A 14,791-nucleotide genomic window follows, 5' to 3' on the forward strand; every position below is an offset into this window, starting at 1 on the left:
GCATTTTTCCGGTGTAGGAAAAGCCAACGTGATTTCGCCGAATTGGATTCTTGGACATACAAAAAAGGCTTGCCTCTCGGTAAGCCTTTTTCAGTTGGCTGGTAGGGAATTCAATCCCCTAACGCTATTCCTTCGCGCCGAGGATCTGCCCCACCCGCCAGCGTTGCATTCCCCTGGGCATCCTTGACCCGCACGATGGCCTGGGTGCCGCTGGTCATGTCGATTTCGCTCACAGCGTGGCCCTTGTCCTTGAGTGCCTGGATCAGCGTCGGGCTGAACTGGCCCTGTTCCAGTTCAGTGGGGCCGTTGCGGCTGCCGAAGTTGGGCAGGCTGATGGCGCTTTGCGGGTCGAGGTTCCAGTCGAGCAGGCCGACGGTGGTTTTGGCCACGTATTCGATGATCTGCGAGCCGCCGGGCGAGCCGACGGTGGCGACGAATTCGCCGCTGTTGCGATCAAAGATCAGGGTCGGTGCCATCGACGAGCGAGGGCGTTTGCCGGGCTCTACGCGGTTGGCGACTTTCTGTCCGTTCTCTTCGGGGATGAACGAGAAATCGGTCATCTGATTGTTGAGCAAGAAGCCCTGAACCATCAGGTGCGAGCCGAACGCTGCTTCGATGGTGGTGGTCATCGACACGGCGCCACCGAAGTCATCCACCGCGACCACTTGCGAGGTGGAAATGCGCAGCGGCGAGCGATCCGGCGCGTAGGCGACTTCCACGCCCGGCGGTGTGCCGGGTTTGGCGCTGCCCATGCTGCGTTCGCCGATCAGGCTGGCGCGGCTGGCCAGGTAACCCGGATCGACCAGGCCTTTGACCGGCACCGGCACGAAGTCGGTATCGGCTACGTATTGCGCGCGGTCGGCGTAGGCCAGACGTTCGGCTTCGGCGATCAGGTGCACGGCTTGCGGCGCGGGCTCGATAGCGGCGGGTTTATCGGTTTGCACAGGCTTGAGCGGCGTCAGGGACAGGCGCGGATCGCGGGTTTCCAGCGCCTGCAAGGTGCCGAGAATCTGCGCCACCGCAATCCCGCCCGATGAGGGTGGCGGCATGCCGCAAACCTGCCAGCGCTTGTAGTCGGTGCACAGGGGCGCGCGCTCCTTGGCCTGATAGTGCTGAAGGTCGGTCAGTGACAGGCTACCGGGGTTGGCGTGCCCCTGAACCTTGGCCACGATCTCTTCCGCGATCGGGCCTTTGTACAGCGCGTCCGCACCTTCATTGGCGATGCGTTTAAGCACGCCGGCCAGCGCCGGGTTTTGCAATCGCGTGCCGACTGCCTTGACGCTGCCGTCGCTGTTCAGAAAGTACCTGGCCATGTCCGGCGAACGGCGAATCACCGGATCGGATTCCAGCAGCGAATGCAGGCGCGGGGAAATTGCAAAGCCCTGTTCCGCCAGTTTGATCGCCGGCTCGAACAACGTCGCCCACGGCAAACGGCCGTGCTTTTTGTGCGCCAGTTCCAGCGCTCGCATCACGCCCGGCGTGCCGACGGAGCGTCCGCCGATCTGCGCCTGCGGGAACGCCATCGGTTTGCCGTCGTCCTGAAGAAACAGCTTCTCGGTCGCGCCGGCCGGTGCGGTTTCGCGACCGTCGTAGGTGCGCACCTGTTTGCCGTCCCACAGCACGATCATCGCGCCACCGCCGATCCCGGAGGACTGCGGCTCGACCAGGGTCAACACGGCTTGCATCGCGATGGCGGCATCGATGGCGGAACCACCCTGACGCAACATCTCGCGACCGGCCTCGGCGGCCAGCGGATTGGCAGCGGCGGCCATGTGTTTTTCAGCGTGGCTGGCTTGCAGGCCGGTGCGGTAACCGGAGGCGGCTTCCGGTGCCAGCGGCAGGGTCGAGGAGGGCGGTGCGTTACAGGCCGTGAGGGCGATGGCGCTGACGATCAGAGCCAGGGCGGGCAGGCGAAAACGGTTCAGGGGCAGGGCTGGAAACACGCGGGCTCTCCGTCCGTGGGATAAAAGTCTGACGGACTGTATCGGCCGACCGTGTACGACGCAAACCGCAGGTATCTTTGTCCTTCATGCCTTGGCGGATTTTCTGTAGGGTCATGGGCAAACGTGAAGCCAGAACAATCAACAAGAGGTCGCCATGCACAACGAGTTTCCGACCCGGCCCAGCTATCGCGAACAGCGCGAGCGCTTTCTGGCCGCCGCGAAGGGGGCGGGCGCAACGTTCTCTTCGTACGCGCATCCGCTCAATGGGCCGTTTGGCGAGTCTTTGAGTACTGATGTCGCGGTACTGGGGGATCCATCGGCCAAGCGGCGCCTGGTGGCGCTCAGCGGCACCCACGGGGTTGAGGGTTATTACGGTTCGGAGTGCCAGATCGACTGGCTCAAGCATTTCACGCAGGAGTCGCTGGCGAAGGATGTCGCGGTGGTGATGATTCACCTGATCAACCCGTGGGGCACGGCATGGCTGCGGCGGGTCAACGAAGACAACATCGACCTCAACCGCAATCATCTGGATTTCAACCGACCGCTTCCGGATAACCAGGCTTACGCCACTCTGCATGAAATTTACGCCTGCACCGATTTGAACGGTCCCGAGCGGCATAAAGCTGATGGCTTGCTTGATGCGCAAATCGCCAGGCATGGCTGGCCGGCCGTCATGTCGATTGTCGAGGGTGGTCAGCACAGTCATCCCGACGGACTGTTTTTTGGCGGACTTGCACCGAGCTGGTCGAATCGCACGTTGCATTCAATCATCGAGAATCATCTGGCCGGTGCTGAAACCGTGATGTGTTTCGACCTGCACACTGGCGCCGGCGAGTACGGGCATCCGATGCTGCTGACGATTACCCAGGCGCCGTATCCGGCACTGGCCCGGGCGCAATCGATTTACGGCCCGTGGCTCTACACCTTGCACACGGGAGCTGAAACCTTGAGTGAAACCGGCGTTGCGGCAACCGCCACGGGTTACACCTCGCAGGCACTGCTCAATGCGCTGCCGAATGTGCAATTGATGCCGTTTGTGATCGAGTGCGGGACTTACCCGGGGCCGGATGTACATCGCTACTTGCGCGATGATCACTGGCTGCATCTGTATGGCGATCCACTGGATGCGAAGGGGCGCGAGATCAAGCTGAATCTGCTGGAGCAGTTCTATCCGGCGGATCCGGACTGGCGGGCGATGGTCGGTTTGCGCACCCGGCAGATCTGGACGAAAGGGCTGGCGGCGCTGGCCGGATAAAAGCAAATGCCGGCTGATGATGGCCGGCACTTTTCTCGAGGCATAAAAAAACGGCCTACCTTTCGGTAAGCCGTTTTTAGTACTTGGTGGCTACACAGGGACTTGAACCCCGGACCCCAGCATTATGAATGCTATGCTCTAACCAACTGAGCTATGTAGCCAAGTGGCGCGCATTATTCCCCTGAAATGGAAAAGCGTCAAGCGTAAATTTCAAAATTTTTTCTACGCTTTCAACCGTTTATCAAAATCAGGCGTTCAACAGTGGCGAAGGGCAGCGCTGGAACCAGCGACTGGCCTGCTCATACGCGTGCGCCAGTTGCAGAACGGCGAAGTCCGCCTGATGCCGGCCGATTATCTGCAACCCCATCGGCAAACCCCGGTCATTGAAGCCGGCCTGGACGTTCGCCACCGGGCAACCGGATAACGTGCCGGGAATCACCACCTCCATCCAGCGATGATAAGTGTCCATGCTCACTCCCTCGATCGCGGTCGGCCAGGGTTGTGTCTTGTCGAACGGGAAGACCTGCGCGCTGGGCAGCAGCAGATAGTCGTATTGCTCGAACAAGCGTGAGATCGCCCGATACCAGTCGCTGCGCACCACCGAGGCGGCGAACACTTCGCTGGCCGAGAGCTTCAGACCGTTTTCCACTTCCCAGCAGGCTTCCGGTTTCAGCAGCGTCCGTTTTTGCGGATCGGCATAAGCAGCGCCCAGGGATCCGGCGACCATCCAGTGGCGCAAGGTGCGCCAACTGCTCCACAGTTTCTCAGGGGCAAATTCCGGGCGCACCGACTCGATATGGCAACCCAGGCTTTCAAAGTCGGCAAAGGTCCTTTCACACAACGCGAGAATGCCGTTCTCCATGGGCAGATACCCGCCGAAGTCGCCGAGCCAGCCGATCCTTGTACCGGTGAAGTCGCGTTCCAGCGGCGCGGCAAAGGCCTCACCGGGTTCACTGATCGACAGCGGTGCCCGCGCATCGCCACCGGCCTGCACCGACAGCAGCATCGCGGCATCACGCACACTGCGCGCCATGGGACCTTCATAGCCGAGTTGATCGAAGAACAGATCGGCGCTGTCATCGAACGGCACGCGGCCCTGAGACGGACGAAAACCGAAGATGTTGTTGAACGCTGCCGGGTTACGCAGCGAGCCCATCATGTCGCTGCCATCGGCCACCGGCACCAGATGCATCGCCAGTGCCGCTGCCGCGCCGCCACTGCTGCCGCCGGCGGTTTTGCTCGGGTCAAAGGCGCAGCCGGTGGCGCCGAACAGCGGGTTGTAGCTCTGCGAACCGAGGCCGAATTCCGGGGTGTTGGTCTTGCCGATGATGATCGCGCCGGCAGCCTTGATCCGCTCGACCATGATGCCGTCACGCTCGGGAATGAAGTGCTTGAACAGCGGTGAGCCCAGCGTGGTGCGGATGCCGCAGGTCAGCGACAGATCCTTGATAGCGTGGGGCAGGCCGTGCATCCAGCCTCGGTACTGGCCCCGGCTCAGTTCGGCGTCACGTGTGTCGGCCTGGGCCAACAGATCCTCCGGCGCCTGCAGGCTGATCAGTGCATTGACTGACGAGTTGAACCGGTCGATGTGGGCAAGATAGGTCTGCATCACTTCGCGGCAGGAAACCTGGCGCAGACGGATGCGTTCGGCGAGCTCGATGGCCGGCAACAGGACCAGTTCGCTGATGTTATTGGAGTTCATGACGACGGCGCCCTTCAGACGGCTGGAAAAACGCCCCGGCCTCGTGCCGGGGCGGTAGAAATCAACGCATCAGGTTGGTCCACAGACGATCGGCCAGACGGATCGCGCCTTCACCGCAGGTCTTGCTGAACACCACATGGGTGCCCTCGGGAATATGCAGTTCCGGTGCATCCTTGAGGCTTGCATCGAGGAACGGTTCGACGCCTTTGATCGGGCTCTGATGCTTGAGGAAGTTCTGGGTCATCGCCGAGTTTTCCGGCTGGCTGAGAAACGCGATGAACGCCTTGGCATTTGCCGGGTTCTTGCTGCCGGCGGGGATGACCATGTTGTCGACCCAGGCCAGCACCCCTTCTTTCGGATACAGATATTTCAGGCTCGGTTTCATCTCGCGGGCGCGCATGGACGAACCGCCCCAGAACATCGACATATCGATTTCGCCCGAGGCGAGGTTCTCGCGGATCGAGCCGGCCTTGGAGCTGTAGGTTTTGACGAATGGCTTCTGCGCCTTGAGCAACGTGAGGATCTGTTGCATCTGTTTCGGGTCCTCGCTGCACAGCGGAATGTTCAGGTACAGGCTGGCCATGTCGACCATGTCACTGACCGAATCGAACATGTTGATCCGCCCCTGCAACTCGGCCGGCGGCTCGTAGAGCACTTTGTAGCTGTCGGCCGGGCCTTTGTAGCGGCCACTGTCGAGCACCACGCTGGTGGTGCCCCAGATGAACGGCACCGAATAGGCGCCTTCCGGATCCCAGGTCGGTTTTTTCAGGTTGTCGACCACACTGGCGTAGTACGGCTCCTTGACCGGATCGAAGCGCTCCAGCAGGTTTTCCTTGATCAGGATCGGAATGAACTGGTGCGAGGGAATCGCCACGTCGTAACCGGCGCCGCCCTGTTTCAGTTTGGCCAGCAGCGTCTCGTTGGAGTCGTAGGAGTCGACGGTGACTTCGATGCCGGTCTGCTTCTGGAATTTGGCGAGAATTTCCGGTGAAAAGTAACCGCTCCAGCTCACCACGTTGAGTTTTTCGGCGGCTTGAACACTCCCGGCCATGACCAGCGGCACAGTCAGAAACAACGAAGTGCCGACGCTTTTTATCCACTTGCTCATGCTATTTCCCCACGGTTCTTGGAAGGTTCAGGCGTTCTTTTTGCCCAGCAGGTAAGAGAGGCTGACAAACAGCACCGAGACGCCCAGGATCAGGGTCGACACGGCGTTGACGTCGGGTGTCACGCCCATGCGCAACAGGCCGAAGATGAAGATCGGCAGCGTTGTGGTGCCGGCCTGGGAGACCATCATCGAGATCACGAAGTTATCCAGCGAGACGATGAAGGCCAGCATCAGCCCGGAGAAAATCCCCGGCATCAGCAACGGCAGGGTGACTTTGCGAAAGGTCCGCCACGGGCCGGCATACAGGTCGGCCGAGGCTTGTTCCAGCGACAGGTCCATGTCGTTGAGCCGAGCCCGGATCGGCAGGTAGGCAAACGGAATGCAGAACACCGTATGGGCGATGATCAGATTGCCGTAGCCGAGCGACAGGCCGATGGTTGAGAACAGCGCGAGCGTGGCGACGCCGACGACGATTTCCGGCAGAACCAGCGGCAGCATGATCGCGCCCATCGACAGTTGCAGGCCCTTGAACTTCGCGCCCAGTGAGGTACCGAGGGCCGCCAGGGTGGCAATCGCCGTGGCGACCATGCTGGCGCACACCGCGATCAGCAGACTGTTGCCGGCCGCCTGGCGCAGCGCCTGATTGGCGAATGCGGCGCGATACCAGTCGAGGCTGAAACCGGTCCATACCGTGGCCGACTGGTTGGCGTTGAACGAGAACACCACCAGCACCACGATCGGCGCGTAGAGGTACAGGTAGAACAGAAAACTGAAACCGCCGAATCCTGGGAAATCCTGTACGCCCAGTCCCTTGCGTTTGAGCAGACCGATCATCACGCACCTCCTTTGGCGATGCGCTGGCGTTCGGCGCGCAAGGCATAGACCGTCAGCACCAGCATCACTGCCGCCATCAGCACCAGCGACAGCGCCGCGCCGAACGGCCAGTTACGGGCATCGCTGAACTGTCGGAAGATCAGGTTGCCGAGCATCATCCGCGTGCCGCCACCGAGCAGTTCCGGGGCAATCATCGCGCCCAGGCACGGCACGAAGGTGAGAATGGCGCCGGCGAGAATTCCCGGTCTGGCGATCGGCAGCACCACTTTGCGCAAGGTGCGCAGGCGTCCGGCATACAAGTCCTGAGCGGCCTCGAGCAGGCGGATATCCATTTTTTCCAGCGTGGCGTAGATGGGCAAAACCACGAAGGGCGCATAGGTATAAACCAGCCCCAGCAACACGGCGCCGTCGGTGTACAGCAACTGCAGCGGCTCATGGATGACGCCCATGCCCATCAGACTGTTGTTGATCACCCCGGTGTTACGCAGCAGCAGAATCCACGCGTAAGTGCGGATCAGCAGGTTGGCCCAGAACGGCACGGTGATCAGAAAGATCAACAGACCGCGCCGATGCGCCGGCTGCATGGCCAGCCACACCGCCACCGGAAACCCGATCAGCAGCGTGATGACGGTGGTCAGGCCGGCGATCCCGACCGAGCGCAGGGCGATGATCAGGTAGGAGTCGGCGAAGGCCAGGCTATCGTCCATTTGCCGTTCGAACAGCAGTGAGGTGTAGGCGTCGCTGCTGAACACCTTGTTCACCCCACCGTAGGGGTTGGCTTCCATCAGCGAATAACCAATGACGATCAGGATCGGTACTACCAGAAACAGAGCGATGGCGATCAGCGCCGGACTGACACCGAGGAAGCTGTGCAATGCCCGTCGGCGTTCAAGCGTGTTGGTTATGGGTAAGGCGTGCATGACAACTCCTCGGGTTCAATCGTGCAGGACGCTGGCGCTTCCCCGGTCGAACAGCAGACCGGCCTGGCTGCCCACGGCAAAACGCAGGCTCTGATCGACGCAGTTGGGTGTGCGCACTGTGAGGCGCGAACCGTCGCCGAGGCTGACCTGGTATTGCAGGTCGGTGCCCAGATAAATCTGCGCTTGGACCCGGCACGGCAACGCCGCCTCAGTATTGGCAGGCACCAGGTGCAGGCGCTCGGGGCGCACCGACAGGGTGACGCCGGCACCCGGTTGCACGTCGTTGCACGGCTGCGCCGGCAGAGGGTGCCCGGCCGGCCCGGCGAACCACGCCATACCGTCCTCGACGCGAGTGACGCTGGCCTGGATGAAGTTGGTTTCGCCGATGAAGTCGGCCACGAAGCGATTACGCGGCCGTTCGTAGATGTCTTCCGGGCGACCGACTTGCTGCACTTCGCCTTCGGACAGTACGGCGATGCGGTCAGACATGGTCAGCGCTTCTTCCTGGTCGTGGGTGACGAAGATGAAGGTGATGCCGGTCCTGGCCTGGATGGTTTTCAGCTCTTCGCGCATGGCCTGGCGCAACTTGAGATCAAGTGCCGACAGCGGCTCGTCAAGCAACAGGACCTTGGGATGCGGCGCCAGGGCGCGGGCGAGGGCGACGCGCTGCTGCTGGCCGCCGGAAAGTTGCACCGGCTTGCGATGGGCGAAGCGCTCCATCTGCACCAGAGCAAGCATCTCGCGCACGCGCTCGGCGATCTGCGCCTTGGTCAGGACCTTGCCCATCGGGTGCGATTCAAGGCCGAAGGCCAGGTTTTCGGCGATGGTCATGTGCGGGAACAGTGCGTAGTGCTGGAACACCGTGTTGACCGGGCGCTGAAACGGTGGGCGCTCGGCGATGTTTTCGCCGTAGAGCAGGATCTCGCCCTGCGTTGGAAACTCGAACCCGGCAATCATCCGCAGCAGCGTGGTCTTGCCACAGCCGGAGGGCCCGAGGAGGGTGAAGAATTCGTTGTCGCGGATATCCAGATCGATATTTTTCAACGCCACCGGACCGCTGTCCGGATCGCCGTAGACCTTGCGCACCGAGCGGATCGACACCGCCAGCGTTTGCAGCGAATGCAGGGCATTCATGCGTTACCTCCGATTCCCCCATCGCCTGCGATTGCGCTGCAAGTCAGCGAATCTGTCGGGCCATGGATATTATTTTTCTGGGCAGGATCGAGATTGCGTACGGGGTGAAACCAGCTGTCTTTGTTGTTCTGCTGTGGCTCGATTATCGGCGAGGGGTTGCGCGGGGCGAAACTTCAATTTAAACATGGCAGGTGTTAGTTAATTTAATACCGACAGGTGCCAGAAACATGCCCGACCACCGTTTGCCGCCACTCAATGCAGTGCGAGCGTTCGATGCTGCTGCCCGCCTGGGCAGCTATGTCGAGGCCTCGAAAGCCTTGCACGTGACTCAGCCGGCGATTGGCCGGCATGTGAAGTTGCTGGAGGACTGGCTGGGCATTCAGTTGTTCGAACGCACGTCGCGCGGGGTCAACCTGACGCCGTCCGGTGAGAAATACCACCGCAAGATCGCGGCCGCCCTGCAGTTGATCATCGAGGCCGGCAAGGAAGCGCGCCCCAGAGAAGCCGAACGCTGGCTGCGGATCATGGTGGTGCCGGGTTTTGCCAAGCGCTGGCTGATGCCACGCATCGAGGCCATGCGTCACTTGCGCCCGGGGTTGAAGTTCGCCATCGAACCGAACTCGACCTTCACCGAAGTCGATGGCAAAAGCGCCGATCTCGGCATCGTCTACGGTCTCGACGGGCAGTACGCGGACTCCCGTGAAGCATTGATCTGTCCCCGTGTGTTTCCGATCTGCACCCCGCAATATCTGGCAAGCATCGAGCCGCTCAGTGGCCCGGCCGACCTGGTCCGGCACGAGTTGATCCACGTTGATGATGGCGAGTGGTGGAACCTTTGGTTCGCCGCCCATGACCTGGATATTCACCTCAATTCCGACATGCTCTACGTGAACAACGATCACGCGTTATCGGTGGCCGAGAGCGGGCAGGGCATCGCGTTGGCCAACGAGGTGCTGGTTCGCGAAGAGCTCAGGTCCGGCAAACTGGTGCGCGCAGTGGAGGCTCAGGTGAAGCTGGAAAGCTATCGGGTTCTGACGCCGTCCGCCGAGCTGTCGGCGGATGCGGCGTGGTTCATTCAATGGCTCAAGTCTGAACTGGAACAGGACTTTCCCGAAGCGTTGATCAACTGAGCCGGAAGCGTGCGGTGTTGTCACTCAAGGCCTTGCTGCCCTGGCTCAAGGTGTCTGCCGCCAGGTTGACTGCCCGTGCGCCGTCGAGCAGGCGAACCGCGGCCTGATCGACCTGCTGGATATTGCCGCTGACCTCATCGGCGGTGCTGGCCTGTTCTTCGACCGCCGTGGCGATCTGGGCGAGGGTGTCGGTGACGCTTTGCACGGCGCTGGCGATTTCCCCGAGGCGTTCACCGAGTCCGGTGACCGCTTCTGCGTCCGATTGCGCCTGGCCGCACGCAGCCTCCATCAGGCTCACGGCTTCGTTGACCGTGTTGCGCAGACTGTCGACCGTCGCGGCGATCTGCGCCGTGGACGATTGCGTGCGTTGCGACAGGCTGCGCACCTCGTCGGCCACCACGGCAAAACCGCGACCTTGTTCGCCGGCGCGAGCGGCTTCGATGGCGGCGTTGAGCGCCAGCAGATTGGTCTGTTCGGCGACTCCGCGAATGGTATCGACCACCAGTTGAATCTGCTGCCCTTGCTCGCTGACCCGACCGAGCGCTGCTGCGGTTTCGTTCAGACGCTGATTGAGCTGTTGAATGCTCGCCGTGGTCCGTTGACTGTCACGGCTGCTGTCGGTAGCGATGCGTCGGGTCTGCTGGGCGCTGCCGGCAGCCTGTTCGCAACTCTGCGCCACGCCTTGAGACGTCGCCGCCAATTGCGTGGCTGCTGCGGCAATCTGGCTGATCTGCAATTGTTGTGCTTCGACTTCGCTGAGCGCGCCGCTGGAGTGATCGTTGAGGCTGCGCACCGCGTTGCTCAATTGCGAAGTCTCGTGATCGACGCCCAGCAGGCTGGTGCGCAACTGCACCACGGCCACGTTGAGCGCGGTGCTGATCGAGGCCAGTTCATCACGGCCCACGACCGGCACTTGCAGGCTCAGATTACCGTCACGCAGGGCTTCAGCCAGCAGTGTGATGCCGCTGGCGCTGCGGCGGATCGAGGCTTGCAGGCAGACGAACAAGTACAGCGCCGCCAGCAACAGGAAACCGAAGACCGCTGCAACAATGATGAACTGACGAATCGCCGATCCGTGATAGTCATCCAGCCGCTGATCCAGCGCCACCAGCGATTGCTGGCGCAGCGTGGCGAGGTTGCCGAGCAGGGCATCGAGAGTGCGCTCGAATTCTTCAGGCTTGAGATTGATACTGCCGCCGAACACGCCGTCATCCAGCACTTTCAAACCGGCATCCAGTTGCTTGAGGCTGTCGTGATATTGCCCGGCCCAGCCTTGCAGGGCTGGCGGCAGACGCGACTCCAGCAGATTTGCGGTTTTCACCAGTTGCTCGCGGGCATCGCCGATGCGGCTGCGCAGGTCACGCAGTTGCAGACGGCTTTGCAGGGTGAACTGGCCGGACACCACTGAAGCCTGACCGACGGCTGCGAGTCGGCCGACCCGCTCGATCAGATCCGGTGCGTGCTGGGTGGAAATCTGCGTCAGCAGATAGGTTTCCAGCCACGGTGCAAGGATCAGGCGATTGTCCATCGCGATCTGCTCGCGCAAGGCTTGCAGGGCGCTGAGGGCATTGGTGAACCGGTCGTAACCGTCCGGCCACCAACCGACACCGGAAAGGCTTTTCGAGTCCAGACCATCGAGCGCGGCTTGCAGGGCCTGATAGCGAGCCAGGGTTTCGCCTTCCGCGCCTTCGGCTTGCAGGGCATTGCCCAAGTCCACTGTCGCTTGGGCGACAGCGGGTTGTACGCCATCGAACGCAGCCATCGCGGCAAGGGTCGCGGGCGTCGGCTGGCGGTTGGTTTCCGTGGCGCGCCACCGGGCGGCGCGGTCGCGTTGGGCGGCGAGCAGGTTGTCGAGTGCATCGAGGGCGAGCAATTGCCGCACACCGGCGCGCTCGCCGGCGATCAGATTGAGTTTGTCGCGATAATCCTGGCCGATCATCAACAGGCTGCCGGCCAAAGGCAGGATAAACAGTAGAAACAACAACTGGAATTTACGCGCGAAGCCAAACCGCCCCAGCAATCCGATCCCCGGTGATAAAAAAGCCTGCATGCCTCATGACTCCTCTGGACACCACGCACCATCGGCGTGCATCGCGGTCGTTGCGACCGGGATTGGTGCCCTGCTAAAAGGCCTCGAAAGTTCACCCTTGCCCGCTCTGTAGGCCGGCTCTGTAGCGAAACTTCCCATTCTCGATGCCCTTTGTAAGGGCGCCGCGTTCAAGCGGATAAGCAAGGCAAGATTCAGACCATGGCGTTGCGCTATCACTTGCGGCGCGACGACTGAATAGTTCGTTAGCTGGCTAAGGGGATGGCGCTGGCGCACCGAAAAATGGCACATTGACGCACCTGCCCGCGTGCACCCATCTGCAGTCCGGAAAATTTCATGGCTATCAGCAACGTTCAGACCGCCGCTGCCTCGGCGTCCGCTCCTCCCCAGAGCAGTCCATTGGTGATGCGCATCATCGGCGCGGTCGCGCTGGCGCATTTGATCAACGACCTGATCCAGTCAGTGCTGCCGTCGATCTATCCGCTGCTCAAGGCCAACTATGGCCTGAGCTTCACCCAGGTCGGCCTGATTACTTTGACGTTCCAGCTGACCGCTTCGCTGTTGCAGCCGTGGGTCGGTTATCACACCGACCGGCATCCGAAACCGTGGCTGCTGCCGGCAGGTTCGGTGTGCACGCTGATCGGCATTGTGATGATGTCGATGGTCGGCAGTTTCCCTCTTATCTTGCTGGCGGCGGCGCTGATCGGTATCGGCTCTTCGACCTTTCATCCTGAAGCTTCTCGTATCGCGCGGCTGGCGTCGGGTGGACGTTTCGGTCTGGCGCAATCGACGTTCCAGGTCGGTGGTAATGCCGGTTCGGCGTTCGGTCCGTTGCTCGCGGCGGCGATCATCATTCCCTTTGGGCAAGGCAATGTGGCGTGGTTCGGGCTGTTCGCGGTGTTTGCGTTGTTCGTGCTCTATCGCATCAGCCGCTGGTATGCCCATCACCTGAACCTGTTCAAGCTCAAGGCTGGCCAGGCCGCCACTCATGGACTGTCGAAGGGCAGGGTGATCAGTGCATTGGTGGTGCTCGGGCTGTTGGTGTTCTCCAAGTACTTCTACATGGCCAGCCTGACCAGTTACTTCACTTTCTACCTGATCGAGAAGTTCGACCTGTCGGTGGCCAGTTCCCAGTTGCATCTGTTCCTGTTCCTCGGTGCGGTGGCGGCGGGCACATTCTTCGGCGGGCCGATTGGTGACAAGATCGGGCGCAAGGCAGTGATCTGGTTCTCGATCCTTGGCGTTGCGCCATTCACGCTGCTGATGCCGCATGTCGACCTGTTCTGGACCAGCGTCCTGAGCGTAGTGATCGGCTTCATCCTCGCTTCGGCATTTTCGGCGATCGTGGTGTACGCGCAGGAACTGGTGCCGGGCAATGTCGGGATGATTGCCGGCGTATTTTTCGGTCTGATGTTCGGTTTTGGCGGGATTGGCGCGGCGTTGCTCGGTCATCTGGCGGACATTCACGGCATCGAATACGTGTACTTCCTGTGCTCGTTCCTGCCGCTGTTCGGGGTGCTGGCGATCTTCCTGCCAAGAACCAAAAAGGCCTGACGGGCTGAATTTCAGGCATAAAAAAGCCGCGTATCAAACGCGGCTTTTTCTTGGGTGCAGCTTTTACACGTTGAAGCGGAAGTGCATCACGTCGCCGTCCTTGACGATGTAATCCTTGCCTTCCAGGCGCCACTTACCGGCTTCCTTGGTGCCCGCTTCGCCCTTGTACTGGATGAAGTCGTTGTAGGCGATCACTTCAGCGCGGATGAAGCCTTTTTCGAAGTCGGTGTGGATCACGCCAGCGGCTTGTGGTGCGGTGGCACCGACGCGGACGGTCCAGGCGCGGACCTCTTCGACACCGGCGGTGAAATAGGTCTGCAGGTGCAGCATTTCGTAGCCGGCGCGGATGACGCGGTTCAGGCCAGGCTCTTCCAGGCCCAGGGCCTCGAGGAACATGTCTTTCTCTTCGCCGTCGTCCAGCTCGGCGATTTCCGCTTCGATCTTGTTGCAGACCGGAACGACCATGGCGCCTTCTTCTTCGGCGATGGCCTTGACCACGTCCAGGTGCGGGTTGTTCTCGAAACCGTCTTCAGCGACGTTGGCGATGTACATGACCGGCTTGGTGGTCAGCAGGTGAAAGCCCTTGATGATCGCCTTTTCTTCGGCGCTCATGTTCTTCATCAGGCTGCGTGCAGGCTTGCCTTCGGTGAAGTGCGGGATCAATTGCTCCAGCAGGGCTTTCTGGGCCACTGCGTCCTTGTCACCGCCCTTGGCGTTGCGCGCGACTTTCTGCAGTTGCTTCTCGCAGCTGTCGAGGTCGGCGAAGATCAGTTCCAGGTCGATGATTTCGATGTCGCGCTTCGGGTCGACGCTGTTGGAAACGTGGATCACGTTTTCGTCTTCGAAGCAGCGCACAACGTGAGCGATCGCGTCGGTTTCGCGGATGTTGGCCAGAAATTTGTTGCCCAGGCCTTCACCTTTCGAAGCGCCGGCTACCAGACCCGCGATGTCGACGAACTCCATGGTGGTCGGCAGGATGCGCTTCGGATTGACGATTTCCGCCAGGGCGTTCAGGCGTGGATCGGGCATCGGCACGATGCCGCTGTTCGGCTCGATGGTGCAGAAGGGGAAGTTCTCGGCCGCGATCCCGGATTTGGTCAGGGCGTTGAACAGGGTGGACTTGCCGACGTTAGGCAGGCCGACGATGCCGCAATTGAATCCCAT

General features: G+C 61.2%; 11 protein-coding genes and 1 tRNA gene. 3 read left to right on the forward strand and 9 right to left on the reverse strand.

From position 1 onward, the window contains the following. Positions 1-110 precede the first annotated feature (110 nt). Positions 111-1,943 (reverse strand): gamma-glutamyltransferase, encoded by a 1,833-nt coding sequence (gene ggt, locus AC1MDC_RS10570; protein ID WP_480392973.1) that lies wholly within the window; start codon positions 1,941-1,943, stop codon positions 111-113. Between the two features lie 154 nt (positions 1,944-2,097). Between ggt and AC1MDC_RS10575 the strand changes: the two genes are divergently transcribed. Further along, the gene (locus tag AC1MDC_RS10575; RefSeq protein WP_480392974.1) at positions 2,098-3,198 is read left to right on the forward strand and encodes a DUF2817 domain-containing protein; all 1,101 of its coding nucleotides are present in this window, start codon (positions 2,098-2,100) and stop codon (positions 3,196-3,198) included. An 84-nt stretch (positions 3,199-3,282) separates the two neighbouring features. On the opposite strand, the gene AC1MDC_RS10580 is transcribed toward AC1MDC_RS10575, so the two are convergent. From AC1MDC_RS10580 to AC1MDC_RS10605, 6 genes are all read right to left on the reverse strand, one after another. After that, positions 3,283-3,359 (reverse strand) — tRNA-Met (locus AC1MDC_RS10580). Between the two features lie 86 nt (positions 3,360-3,445). Further along, positions 3,446-4,900 (reverse strand): amidase, encoded by a 1,455-nt coding sequence (locus tag AC1MDC_RS10585; protein ID WP_480392975.1) that lies wholly within the window; start codon positions 4,898-4,900, stop codon positions 3,446-3,448. 61 nt (positions 4,901-4,961) lie between these two features. Continuing rightward, entirely contained in the window at positions 4,962-6,008 is a 1,047-nt protein-coding gene (locus AC1MDC_RS10590) for an ABC transporter substrate-binding protein (RefSeq protein ID WP_085700904.1), read from the reverse strand. A 27-nt stretch (positions 6,009-6,035) separates the two neighbouring features. After that, entirely contained in the window at positions 6,036-6,842 is an 807-nt protein-coding gene (locus AC1MDC_RS10595; RefSeq protein WP_480392976.1) for an ABC transporter permease, read from the reverse strand. Next, on the reverse strand, positions 6,842-7,762 hold the full coding sequence (locus tag AC1MDC_RS10600; protein ID WP_480392977.1) for an ABC transporter permease: 921 nt from the start codon (positions 7,760-7,762) through the stop codon (positions 6,842-6,844). The genes AC1MDC_RS10595 and AC1MDC_RS10600 overlap by 1 nt, the downstream gene beginning before the upstream one ends. Before the next feature lie 15 nt (positions 7,763-7,777). Next, positions 7,778-8,896 carry an ABC transporter ATP-binding protein gene (locus tag AC1MDC_RS10605; RefSeq protein WP_227233537.1) on the reverse strand — a complete coding sequence of 373 codons (1,119 nt, stop codon included), beginning with the start codon at positions 8,894-8,896 and terminating at the stop codon, positions 7,778-7,780. A gap of 227 nt (positions 8,897-9,123) precedes the next feature. On the opposite strand from AC1MDC_RS10605, the gene AC1MDC_RS10610 reads away from it, so the two are divergent. After that, the gene (locus AC1MDC_RS10610) at positions 9,124-10,026 is read left to right on the forward strand and encodes a LysR substrate-binding domain-containing protein (RefSeq protein WP_480392978.1); all 903 of its coding nucleotides are present in this window, start codon (positions 9,124-9,126) and stop codon (positions 10,024-10,026) included. On the opposite strand, the gene AC1MDC_RS10615 is transcribed toward AC1MDC_RS10610, so the two are convergent. Then, a complete protein-coding gene (locus tag AC1MDC_RS10615) occupies positions 10,019-12,076 on the reverse strand; it encodes a methyl-accepting chemotaxis protein (protein WP_480392979.1) in 2,058 nt (685 codons plus the stop codon). The two genes, AC1MDC_RS10610 and AC1MDC_RS10615, sit on opposite strands and share 8 nt — an antisense overlap. A gap of 333 nt (positions 12,077-12,409) precedes the next feature. Here AC1MDC_RS10615 and AC1MDC_RS10620 point away from each other — a divergent pair, with 333 nt between their 5' ends. Then, complete coding sequence (locus AC1MDC_RS10620; protein ID WP_085700898.1) at positions 12,410-13,627, forward strand: MFS transporter; 1,218 nt, start codon at positions 12,410-12,412, stop codon at positions 13,625-13,627. Between the two features lie 63 nt (positions 13,628-13,690). Here AC1MDC_RS10620 and ychF read toward each other — a convergent pair whose 3' ends face one another. Beyond that, positions 13,691-14,791 (reverse strand): redox-regulated ATPase YchF, encoded by a 1,101-nt coding sequence (gene ychF, locus AC1MDC_RS10625; protein WP_085684819.1) that lies wholly within the window; start codon positions 14,789-14,791, stop codon positions 13,691-13,693.

The organism is Pseudomonas sp. 1 (assembly GCF_056626735.1).